Raw genomic sequence first — 12321 nt, forward strand, 5'->3', positions numbered from 1 at the left:
CGGTTCAACTGACCATTCTGAACAAACAAGTATTAGAAAAGTTAAATCCCAGAAAAATAAAAAGCCACGTGCTATGCACATGGCTCAGTTAATATTTTCACATTTTTTAAAACGCGGAGACCACCTAATTAAAAAGAGTCAGCCTTATTACATCGCGTTGTCAGTTATCAAATTATGCTTATTCAGCAATCGATACATTGTTGCTCGAGAAACGCCCAATTCTTTTGCTGCCATTGATACTTGACCGGAGTGGGATTCTAAAACAAGCAATAACGCATCACGTTCACTACGCTCACGAATGCTTTTCAAGCTTCGCTTACCGTCGCTACGTTTTGGCAAATCGAGATGATAATCATCTAACATCACTGTATCTGACATCAAAACAACACGCTTAATTTGATTCATGAGTTCACGAACATTACCCGGCCAATGATAACGAGTCAGTGCTCGTGACGCTTCTTCCGTAAAGCTACGCGCTTGAGCATTGTATTCTTTCGAATACTCCATCAAGAAATGGCGAGCTAGTATTGCAATATCACCTGCTCGCTCTTTCAAGCTAGGTACATTGATACGCAGAACATTAATATAATGATAAAGTTCTTCATTGAAGTCACCATCAATCAATGCTTTTTCAATATCAGCGGAATTAGCCGCTAAAATACGAACGTTAACTTCTTTACGACCATTAACGGTATCAACCATTCCCTCTTGTAAAAAACGCAACAAATTAAGCTGCTGAGATCTTGGTAACGTCAGTATGTCATTAAGTAAAATCGTGCCACCATCGGCTTTTTCCAATATTGATGGAACCGATGGGTCATCACGGTGAATACCAAATAAATCACTTTCAATACGACGCTCAGACATCGCTCGGCAATTGACCGATATAAATTCTTTTTGCGCACGAGAAGAGGTCTTGTGGACAGCTCGGGCAACCGTTTCTTTCCCAGTCCCACTTTCACCATAAATCAGAATACTAACGTCCGTCGGACCAATACGCTTAATCTGATCTCTCAGACGCTTCATCGGGATCGATTCACCAATCAGTCCCATATCATTGTTATTACCGTAATGAGGCCAAACTTTCTTTTCCAACTTGAGCATACCAAGTTGGTGACCAATCGTACTTAATAGCTGTGCATCTGGAATAGGAGCGGTAAAAAAGTCGATACAAAAGTTAACAATGAACTGGCAAATGGTATCCGAGCTCAATTGTGATTCTCTAATAAAAGCTAACCAACGAACTTGCTTGTGATTGCTTACTAAGTTAGCAATACCATTTAGGCTGAATTCATCATGACTCAAATCTACGATCCCGATACACGGCCCTGTTTCAGAAAACAGAGCATTCGCTTTACGTAAATCGGCACATTGAGTACACCGCCAACCAACTTGCTCCAAAACTGAGAGCCAAGGTTCATAGCTGCCGCCAACAACAACTAAAGAACCAGGAACGGAATCCATCCGGAATTGATTACCCATTGAACTTCTTCCTTATATTTATTTCTATCATGTTTTCTGTGCCACTGAGCGCACATGAGGCTGAGGCGTTACACTATAGATTGTTGCGCAATTAATCTGTCTTACATTTGAGATTATGCATAACATTACGCTATTTAAAATGTAACTGTGAAGCTGATTCAGAGACAAAGCCAAACTGCTTTTTTTGCGACTAAACATTCAGAACATTTAAAGTATGGGATCAAAAGAAACAAAAAAACCACCCGAAGGTGGTTTTTGTTATCAATTATTCAAAGTCGAATTACGCTTGTGGACGCATCGCTGGGAATAAGATTACGTCACGGATAGTGTGCGTATTAGTCAATAGCATAACAAGACGGTCGATACCGATACCTTGGCCTGCTGTTGGTGGTAAACCGTGCTCTAGTGCTGTGATGTAGTCAGCATCGTAGAACATTGCTTCATCATCACCAGACTCTTTCGCTTCTACTTGAGATTTAAAGCGAGCATCTTGGTCTTCTGCATCATTTAGCTCAGAGAAACCATTTGCTACTTCACGGCCACCGATGAAGAACTCAAAACGGTCTGTGAAGAACGGGTTATCATCGCTACGACGAGCTAGTGGAGAAATATCAGCAGGGTAACCAGTAATGAACGTTGGTTGCATTAGTTTAGGTTCTGCTGTTTCACCAAAGATTTCTTCAAGTAGTTGACCACATGTCCAGAAAGTTTCAACTTCAACGTGAACTGATTTAGCAATTGAAACCATAAGGTCACGATTTTGAATATCAGCTTCTGTTAGTGCTTGGATTCCAGCGTGATCAGGGTTGTAGTGTTTGATTGCATCAAACATGCTCATGCGAGTGTACTGACCGCCAAACTCAACAGTATCTTCACCGTAAGGCATTGATGTTGAACCTAGAACTTCTAGAGCAATAGAGCTCAATAGTTCTTCAGTTAGGTCCATTAGGTCTTTATAGTCTGCATACGCCATGTAGAATTCCATCATAGTGAATTCTGGGTTATGACGAGGAGATAGACCTTCGTTACGGAAGTTACGGTTGATTTCGAACACGCGATCAAAACCACCAACAACAAGACGTTTCAAGTACAATTCTGGAGCGATACGCAAGTACATTGGCATATCAAGCGCATTATGGTGCGTAATGAATGGACGTGCACTAGCACCACCAGGGATCACGTGCATCATTGGCGTTTCAACTTCCATGAACTGCTTAGAAACCATGAAGTTACGAATAGCAGCCATTACTTTAGAACGTACAACGAATGCATTGCGAGAATCTTCGTTTACGATCAAATCAACATAACGTTGACGGTAACGCATTTCTTGGTCAGTTAAGCCATGGAATTTTTCTGGAAGTGGACGTAGTGCTTTAGTTAGCAACTCAAACTCTTCCATGTTTACGTATAGATCGCCTTTACCTGATTTGTGCAGCGCACCTTTAACACCGATGATGTCACCGATATCAAGACCTTGGTACTTGTCTTTAATTTCGTTTTGAACATCTTTTGCTGCGTATGCTTGGATACGGCCAGATGTTTCTTGAATTACTAAGAATGGACCACGTTTCGCCATGATACGACCAGCGATTGCTACAACGTGGTTAAGTTCTTCCAGTTCTTCCTTGGTCTTTTCACCGAACTCTTTTTGCAGGTCACCAGCTAGGCTGTCACGACGGAAGTCATTTGGGTGGCCATTTGCTTTGCAGCTCTTTCGGATGTGATCCAATTTAGCGCGGCGTTCTGCAATAAGTTTATTTTCTTCTTGGATATTTTCGTTTTGAATAGCATCAGTCATTTTAGATGTACCCTATTTTGTCGGTAAAAAGCTTACAAGCCAGATTTAAGACTAGCTTCAATAAATTTATCTAAATCACCGTCGAGGACGGCTTGTGTATTTCGGTTCTCTACGCCTGTGCGGAGATCTTTAATACGTGAATCATCAAGTACATAAGAACGGATTTGGCTGCCCCAACCGATATCAGACTTCGCATCTTCATTCGCTTGCTTTTCAGCGTTCTGCTTATGCAGCTCAAGCTCAAATAACTTCGCTCGAAGTTGTTTCATCGCTTGATCTTTGTTTTTATGTTGAGATCGATCATTCTGACACTGCACAACCGTATTGGTTGGTACGTGAGTAATACGTACTGCCGACTCAGTGGTGTTTACGTGCTGACCACCTGCACCAGAAGCACGATACACGTCTATGCGCAAATCTGAAGGATTAATATCGATATCTATGTTTTCATCAACCTCAGGATAAATAAATGCAGAGGCAAAAGAAGTATGACGACGACCACTTGAATCAAATGGTGACTTACGAACTAGACGGTGAACGCCCGTTTCTGTACGTAACCAACCATAGGCATATTCACCCGAAATCTTAACGGTTGCACCTTTAAGACCTGCGACTTCACCCTCAGAGACTTCAATCACTTCGGTTTTAAAGCCTTTAGCTTCAGCCCAACGTAAGTACATACGTAGCAAAATGTTGGTCCAGTCTTGTGCTTCTGTACCACCAGAACCGGATTGTAAGTCGATATAGCAATCTGACGAGTCATGATCACCAGCGAACATACGACGGAATTCCAGTAATGCTAGCTTCTCTTCAAGTTCAGCCAGTTCCGGTTCGATTTCATCAAACGTTTCTTGATCTTCTTCTTCAACCGCAAGCTCTAAAAGACCTTCAACGTCTTCGACACCTAGTTCTAGTTGCTTAATAGTTTCCACTACAGCTTCTAGTGACGCACGCTCTTTACCTAACGCTTGAGCGCGTTCAGGTTCATTCCATACATCCGGTTGCTCTAATTCTGCATTAACTTCTTCTAGACGCTCTTGTTTAGCGTCATAGTCAAAGATACCCCCTCAGGATATTTGTGCGTTCAGACACATCCTGTAGACGGTTTTTAATAGGATTGATTTCAAACATGTTTGCTCAACATTTATGAGTAGAATTTAACCGAAGAATTGTACTGAAAAGTGTGACGAAGATACAGGAATTTTTTGCTAGCAACCAAAAACACTGGACATAAAAAAATCCCCTGTCGCGCCTTTTGCCACAGGGGATTTTTTGATTTTATGCTAGCAGTAATTATGCCGCTTCATTCGCCAACGTTTGTGAGGCTGATTTACCAATAAAGAACACAGCGATAATCGCAGTCAATGTTGGTAATACCCAACCCATACCCACTTCAAATAATGGTAGGAAGTTGAAAAATGAAACATCTACGCCTGCAACTTTTGCTGCATCAATAAGAGCAAACAGTAGAGAAACAGATAGCACTAAACGATAAGCAAAACGCGGATTTGGCAAACGCTGACGGATAAATGTCAATGCGACCAAAGCAACGGTTACTGGGTATAGAGCAAACAACACAGGCACTGACAAAGAAATTAATTGTGCCAATCCAATATTTGCTACAACCGCACATGCTACGCCGATAATTAAAACCCACTTTTTGTATGACAATGATGTCAACGAGCTAAAGTAGTCTGAACACGCTGAAATTAGACCAATCGCAGTCGTTAAACACGCCAGTAGAACAATCACCGAAAGCACAAGCTGACCGTATGGACCAAACAATGCTTGAACATAATGGCTTAGAACGACACCGCCATTATCAGCACCAGCAGCAACGACTGAGCTGGTCGCGCCTAAGTAAAATAGAGAAACATAAACAAACGTTAAACCAGCGGCTGCAATACATGCTGCACCGATTAGGTACTTAGCCGTAGCACTTTGTTCTGTAATCCCTTTGCTACGTAGAGCATCAACGATCAGTACACCAAACATCAATGAACCAAACATATCCATTGTGTTGTAGCCCTCAAGGAAACCCTTTTGTAGTGGGTGCGTCAAATACTCACCTTGAGCAGCAATAATATCACCCTGCGGGTCAAGGAATACCGCAGCAGCAAGAACGATTAGACCAATGAATAATAGTGGTGTTAATACCTTACCAATCACATCAATCAATTTACCTTGAGACCATGCAAAGAACATCGCAATAGCAAAGAATAAGATTGAGAATGTGGTGAGATGAAATTGTGTCGCATCAATAAAGAATGGCTTCACTGCCATTTCATACGCTACAAGGCCAGTACGAGGCGCTGCAAATGCTGGACCGATGATGATAAAAATCAACACCGCCATTAACGTTGCCGCTTGCTTTGGAAGATCCTTAGTTAAATGACCCCAAGAACCACCAGCGACAGCAATAGCAATAATGGTAACCAGAGGAAGACCTACCGCTGTCAGTAAAAAGCCACCCATTGCAGGCATAAGGTTATCGCCTGCTAATTGACCAGCTAGTGGAGGAAAGATGATGTTACCAGCACCCAAAAAGAATGCGAAAAGCATAAAGCCCACAGCAATAATATCTGTTAATTTTAACGTCTGCTTCACAGATACACCTCTAATTATGTTTGATTGATGTTGTGTTGCAAAGATAGGCTTAAACACCTTCCCTGCTATATAAATTTGACTAGAATAATGACCAATTACCTAATACTTCGCAATACGAAAGCGAAAAACACCATATAAATTTATCTCGACCATCGAAAACCAGCTTATATCACTACTTATCAGTAAAATATCAGACCATAAAACTAGATATTTAATTTATCAGAAATTATAAAATACAGAAGCTTTATCTATACATTTATTTAACAATAGTAAAATCGACTTTTTTTTAACCTAAAGACAAATGATAATGAAAAACACAACGAGCAAAACTAAGAGCTTTGAGTTCAAACAATTTAAGGTCGATGGTGGCTATTCAGGTATGCCTGTCAGCACAGATGGGGTCCTTTTAGGCGCTTGGTGCGAATTGGATAAAATAAAGACATTATTAGATATCGGAACAGGAACCGGCTTACTTGCTTTAATGGCAGCCCAGCGCAATGCTAATCTTATTGTGAGTGCAATTGACATCAATGCTGAGGCAATTGCTGCAGCACAATACAATTTTGAACAGTCAGCATGGGTAAGAAGGCTGACTCTGTATCACGGAGATGTACTGAGTTATCAATTTACGCAACCATTTGATGCGATTGTTTGTAATCCGCCTTACTTTAATTCAGGTGAACAATCAAAATTCGAACAACGTGCAATAGCAAGACATACTGATACACTAAACCATTTGGACTTACTGGCTCGCTGCTACTCATTATTACAGCCCGATGGCTATGCCTGTTTTGTTTTACCGACAGTGGAAGGAAATCAATTTATTGAGCTCGCAACTGCGACTGGATGGTTCTTACAAAAGCTATGTCACGTAAAGCCCAATCAGGAAAAAGCAGAAAATCGACTGCTCATTCAACTTGGAAAGAGACCAACTAATTTAGAGGAAAATCATTTGAACATTCGAGATAAACAGTCGTATAGCGATGAGTTTATCGCTTTGACCAAAGATTTTTATCTCAAGATGTAGAAATAAGGTGTGATCCTTATCACCGAAAACACTATACTATGACCCCTTATTTTTACGCCCCTTATTAAGCTAACAAGCCAGTGCTTGTGGAGACGTTTACGTGATCAAAAATTTTGCTGATCTAGAGCTAGATTCTAGCCTACTTACTGCGATCGAAGAGATGGGCTACTCTCGCCCAACCCAAATTCAAGCTGAGGCGATCCCACTAGCTCTAGAAGGACGCGATATTTTAGCGTCAGCCCCTACTGGTACGGGTAAAACCGCAGCTTTTGCTTTACCGGCTTGTCAGTACTTACTGGATTTTCCTCGTCGTAGACCTGGTCCGGCGCGTATTCTGATCCTAACACCAACACGTGAGCTTGCGATGCAAATCGCCGATCAAGCTCGTGAACTAGCAAAAAACACCAACCTGAACATTGTAACCATCACTGGTGGCGTTCAGTATCAAGAACATGCAGATATTCTTGCTAAAACACAAGACATCGTGGTGGCAACGCCAGGACGTTTAATGGAGTACATCCGCGCAGAACGTTTTGATTGTCGTGCAATTGAATGGCTTATCCTAGATGAAGCTGACCGCATGCTTGATATGGGCTTTGGTCCAACTGTTGATAAACTATCTAACGAATGTCGTTGGCGTAAACAAACACTATTGTTCTCAGCGACGCTAGAGGGCCGTGGTGTTGACGGTTTTACAGAAGATCTACTTAAGAACCCTGCGAAAATTGAGGCGGATCCATCTCGTCGTGAACGCAAGAAAATCACTCAGTGGTATCACCGTGCTGACAGTGCTGAACACAAATTAGCACTACTAAAAAAAATCATCACAGAACAAGCTGAACGCTCTATCATCTTCTTGAAAACTCGTGAACGTTTAGCTGAATTGCGTACTGAACTTGAACGTGCACAAATTCCATGTTCTTGGATCCAAGGTGAAATGCCACAAGATCGTCGTAACAACGCAATTGCTCGCTTCCGTGATGGTGATGTTAATATTCTACTAGCAACTGATGTTGCAGCGCGCGGTATCGACTTACCTGACGTTAGCCACGTAATCAACTACGACATGCCACGCAGCGCTGATGTTTACCTACACCGCATCGGCCGTACGGCTCGTGCAGGTAAAAAAGGTAATGCGGTTTCTATCGTAGAAGCACATGACCAACAAATGCTGGATCGCGTTGCTCGTTACGTAAAAGAAGATATCAAAGAACGCTTCGTTAAAGAGATGCGTCCTACACACAAAAAACCTGTGTTTAAGAAAAAGAAAAAAGAAGACAAGAACAAAGCTTCAGCAAAAGCGAAAAGCAAAAAGAAAACTGGCAAGAAGAAAAAGTAATCGCTAGTTAGATAAAAATATAAAGGGTTGATGTGAAAACATCAGCCCTTTTTATTTGGAATGTGAGATACGAATTCAGCATGAGATCTGTATGTTTTTAGTCAAACAACTCTCATATCTAGATATAAAAATACCGCCTCAAGGGCGGTATTTTTTATTCATCAATATTCTAAATAGTTGGCGTTGTGGTTAGGCAGCAAACTCTCTCACCAATCCATATTCAAAGTAGTTGGTGTCAGAACAAGGCGACAAATTCATTCATCACCATGAACATCAACAAGTCTAATTAAACATGACAACATTCTAAATAATTGGTGTTGTGGCTAGACAGCAAACTCTCTCACCAATCCATATTCAAAGCAGTTGGTGTCAGAACAAGGCGACAAGTTCATTCATCACCATGAACATCAACAAGTCTAATTAAACATGACAACATTCTAAATAGTTGGCGTTGTGGTTAGGCAGCAAACTCTCTCACCAATCCATATTCAAAGTAGTTGGTGTCAGAACAAGGCGACAAGTTCATTCATTGCCATGAGCATTGTCAACTATGTGATTGGTGTGAATTAACGCAGTCAACGCAGTTATCACACCAAATACGAAGAATATCAGTGTTCGCGAGTCGCGCGGAACACCACATCAGGAAAACGCTCTTGAGCTAAATTCAAGTTCACCATTGTTGGCGCGATGTACGTGAGGTTATCACCACCATCTAATGCTAGGTTTGCTTGGTTCTTACGTTGGAAGTCGTCCATCTTCTTACCATCAGTACAGTCGACCCAACGTGCTGTTGCTACGTTTACGCCTTCGTAGATCGCTTCTACGTTGTATTCTGATTTCAAGCGAGCTACTACTACGTCAAACTGAAGCACACCAACTGCGCCAACAATTAGATCGTTGTTTTGCAATGGGCGGAATACTTGCACTGCACCTTCTTCTGAAAGCTGAACTAAGCCTTTTAGTAGCTGTTTCTGCTTTAGAGGATCGCGTAGACGAATACGACGGAACAATTCTGGAGCGAAGTTTGGTATACCAGAGAACTTCAATGATTCACCTTGTGTGAACGTATCACCAATTTGAATTGTACCGTGGTTGTGTAGACCGATGATGTCACCTGCGTATGCATTCTCAGCACGAGAACGGTCACCGGCCATGAAAGTTACAGCGTCAGAGATACTAACTTGCTTACCTAGACGCACATGGTTCATTTTCATACCTTGGGTATAAGTACCCGATACGATACGCATGAACGCGATACGGTCGCGGTGCTTTGGATCCATGTTTGCTTGGATTTTGAAAACGAAACCTGAGAATTTTTCTTCTGTCGCTTCAACTTCACGCTCAACTGCTTGACGAGTTTTTGGCATTGGAGCCCACTCAGTCAAACCATCTAGCATGTGGTCAACACCAAAGTTACCTAGTGCAGTACCGAAGTAAACTGGTGTTAATTCACCAACAAGGAAAGATTCTAGATCAAATTCAGGACAAGCGCCCATTACAAGCTCAAGCTCTTCACGCACGCTTGCGGCCAGATCTGCACCCACTTTCTCATCCAACTCTGGGTTGTCTAAGCCTTTGATGATGCGAACTTCTTGAATCTCATGACCATGACCTGATTCATAAAGAATCGTTTCATCACGGTGAATGTGATAAACACCTTTAAACTCTTTACCACAGCCGATTGGCCATGTAATTGGTGCACACATCATACCCAGTTCGTTTTCGACTTCGTCAAGAACTTCCATCGGGTCACGAACATCACGGTCAAGTTTGTTCATAAACGTAACGATTGGCGTATCACGCAGACGAGTAACTTCCATCAGTTTACGTGTACGGTCTTCGACACCTTTTGCCGCATCGATCACCATCAGACATGAGTCAACCGCGGTTAGAGTACGATAAGTATCTTCCGAGAAGTCTTCGTGTCCTGGAGTATCAAGTAGGTTTACAAGACAACCATTGTACGGGAACTGCATTACCGAGGTCGTTACCGAAATGCCACGTTCTTTTTCCATTTCCATCCAGTCTGATTTTGCATGCTGGTTAGAACCACGGCCTTTTACTGTACCCGCTTTTTGGATCGCGTTTCCGAATAACAGAACTTTTTCTGTAATGGTGGTTTTACCCGCATCTGGGTGCGAGATAATAGCGAAAGTTCTACGTTTAGAAACTTCGCCAATAAATGGTGTATTTGACATGAACTGGTCTTCTTTGATGGCAGATGGCCTTAATTAAGAAGGCAATCTTTTTTCGATTCAATTTTGTGCGGTATTTTCGCTTATTATTGACCAATGGGCAACTTTCAAGACAAGATGGGCTGATGAAAGTCACCTTAGTGAGCTTAAGATGTCCACTCTTCTACACCGTTAAGCCCCCAGGCTCTCTCTGCACAAGAAATCTGATCTCGTCCGTTATGTTTAGCGCAATACAATGCGTTGTCAGCTCGCTTCATCCATAATTCAGGTTTGTCGCTTGCCTGGCATTCCGCGACACCAATACTTAGAGTCACTTTGGCATTAGGTGGGCAATTAAGCATCTGGGCTTTACGTGTTATATGATTAAGAATTCGATACGCTGAAGTCGCATCTGTTCCCTCAAAGAGAATCAAAAACTCATCTCCTCCGAGGCGAAACAATCGGTCTAGTTTTCGGGTATTACGTTCAATCAATGCGACCAGCTGATTAATGACTTCATCGCCGATGTCATGTCCGTACAAATCATTAACTTGTTTAAAATGGTCAATATCAATAATCGCAATCGTTGAGCTTACACCCTGATTATCAATTGCACGCTCGAGCAAGATATCGAGCTGACTTCGATTTAACGCTCCCGTCATGGCATCTCTAATGGATAATTCACGTAATCGCTCTTGAAGTTGAGCTATTTTATAAACCGCAAGGTGTGCAATCGCAGTACAAAATATCATAGCCAAGATAAAACGCATTGCCACATCCCAATCCATATGTAATAGGGAAATGGATGCACAACTCATCACAATTGTACCATTGGCCAAAATGGCATCTTTAAACGGAATGATAAGCGCAAGAGCGATAACGATAGGAAAGACCCAAAAAGTACTCATTATCCCTAAGCCCCACACATTGAGAGTCAAAGAGATCACTAACAGCATTAATGGGATTCGGTAACCAATAAGGCTGCGTCTTAAGTAAAATAGCCCGCTTAACTCAGTAATAAAACTCAATTCAAAAATGAGTAATGATGCACCAAGTAATGGTTCACCAATAACGAAGTTCTTGATACCGAAGGGAACAAACGTCACTAAAGTTATCGCCATCATCAGCTTTAATAAACTGTCGCGACTTTGTTCATCAAATAATTGAGCTATGGATGAATCAAAGTTATGACGATAATCGCTCATCACGCCTCCACTTAGTGGTCGCAGTATGGTTCTTTTTAGATTAAATATGAAAGACTGCTAACCACATGTCTTATGTATTATAGATAGCTTTATCAGTATTGCGAATGAATCCTCCAAATGAACGATTCAACCATAGGTAATTTTTAGCGTTGTGAGACAAGGATCGCCTGAAATAAAAAACCTCTCAAAATGAGAGGCTTACTAGTACAGATATATGCGGCATTAATGAAAGATATTAACCAAAAAAGAAGTAACTCATGATAATGGCATCTTCACGCCCTTGAGCAGAGGGGTAATAATTAATACGACGATCAACTTCGTTAAAACCAGAATTTAGATAAAGTTGATGAGCTACTGTATTGCTTGCTCGAACCTCTAACCACGCACTTTCAGCACTGGCTTGTTCGCATAAAGTAACAAACTCCTCTAACAGAAACTTACCATAACCTTTACCTTGCTGGCCTGGATCAATGGCAATATTCAGTAGTGTCACTTCACCTACAATATTCTGCGCATAAAAGTATCCAACCACATGATTATCGATGATTAATACGTAATGCATCGCACCTCGGCTTTTAACATTGCGAATCATCGTTTCCGACCAAGGGTGGGTATGCGCTAGTTGTTCAATGCGCCAAACTGAGTCTAAATGCTCAGTGGATAAAGCTGTAATTTGTTGAGTCATAATT

General features: G+C 41.6%; 9 protein-coding genes. 2 read left to right on the plus strand and 7 right to left on the minus strand.

Annotation, left to right across the window (positions count from 1 at the left end; genetic code table 11):
* Positions 1 to 147: 147 nt before the first annotated feature.
* From vpsR to brnQ, 4 genes are all read right to left on the minus strand, one after another.
* Entirely contained in the window at positions 148 to 1482 is a 1335-nt protein-coding gene (gene vpsR / locus DZ860_RS12885) for a cyclic-di-GMP-binding transcriptional regulator VpsR (protein WP_120031901.1), read from the minus strand.
* Positions 1483 to 1762: 280 nt separating this feature from the next.
* The gene (gene lysS / locus DZ860_RS12890) at positions 1763 to 3280 is read right to left on the minus strand and encodes a lysine--tRNA ligase (protein WP_120031903.1); all 1518 of its coding nucleotides are present in this window, start codon (positions 3278 to 3280) and stop codon (positions 1763 to 1765) included.
* 32 nt (positions 3281 to 3312) lie between these two features.
* Positions 3313 to 4411, minus strand: a protein-coding gene (gene prfB, locus DZ860_RS12895) for a peptide chain release factor 2 (protein ID WP_120031905.1) whose coding sequence is annotated in 2 segments (ribosomal slippage) — positions 3313 to 4335 and positions 4337 to 4411 — 1098 coding nt in all. Because the reading frame shifts where the segments join, the coding sequence is not laid out codon by codon here.
* Between the two features lie 162 nt (positions 4412 to 4573).
* The gene (gene brnQ / locus DZ860_RS12900) at positions 4574 to 5887 is read right to left on the minus strand and encodes a branched-chain amino acid transport system II carrier protein (protein WP_120031907.1); all 1314 of its coding nucleotides are present in this window, start codon (positions 5885 to 5887) and stop codon (positions 4574 to 4576) included.
* Between the two features lie 307 nt (positions 5888 to 6194).
* Here brnQ and DZ860_RS12905 point away from each other — a divergent pair, with 307 nt between their 5' ends.
* The gene (locus tag DZ860_RS12905) at positions 6195 to 6914 is read left to right on the plus strand and encodes a tRNA1(Val) (adenine(37)-N6)-methyltransferase (RefSeq protein WP_120031909.1); all 720 of its coding nucleotides are present in this window, start codon (positions 6195 to 6197) and stop codon (positions 6912 to 6914) included.
* A gap of 100 nt (positions 6915 to 7014) precedes the next feature.
* Complete coding sequence (gene srmB, locus DZ860_RS12910; protein ID WP_120031911.1) at positions 7015 to 8253, plus strand: ATP-dependent RNA helicase SrmB; 1239 nt, start codon at positions 7015 to 7017, stop codon at positions 8251 to 8253.
* Between the two features lie 608 nt (positions 8254 to 8861).
* Here the strand turns inward: srmB and prfC are convergent.
* From prfC to rimI, 3 genes are all read right to left on the minus strand, one after another.
* Positions 8862 to 10451: a peptide chain release factor 3 gene (prfC, locus tag DZ860_RS12915; protein ID WP_120031913.1), complete on the minus strand. Its 1590-nt coding sequence runs from the start codon at positions 10449 to 10451 to the stop codon at positions 8862 to 8864.
* A 143-nt stretch (positions 10452 to 10594) separates the two neighbouring features.
* Entirely contained in the window at positions 10595 to 11632 is a 1038-nt protein-coding gene (locus DZ860_RS12920; protein ID WP_120031915.1) for a GGDEF domain-containing protein, read from the minus strand.
* Between the two features lie 235 nt (positions 11633 to 11867).
* Entirely contained in the window at positions 11868 to 12317 is a 450-nt protein-coding gene (gene rimI, locus DZ860_RS12925; RefSeq protein WP_120031917.1) for a ribosomal protein S18-alanine N-acetyltransferase, read from the minus strand.
* Between the last annotated feature and the right edge of the window lie 4 nt (positions 12318 to 12321).

The sequence above is a fragment of the Vibrio sinensis genome, from assembly GCF_003605645.1.
GTDB lineage: Bacteria > Pseudomonadota > Gammaproteobacteria > Enterobacterales > Vibrionaceae > Vibrio > Vibrio sinensis.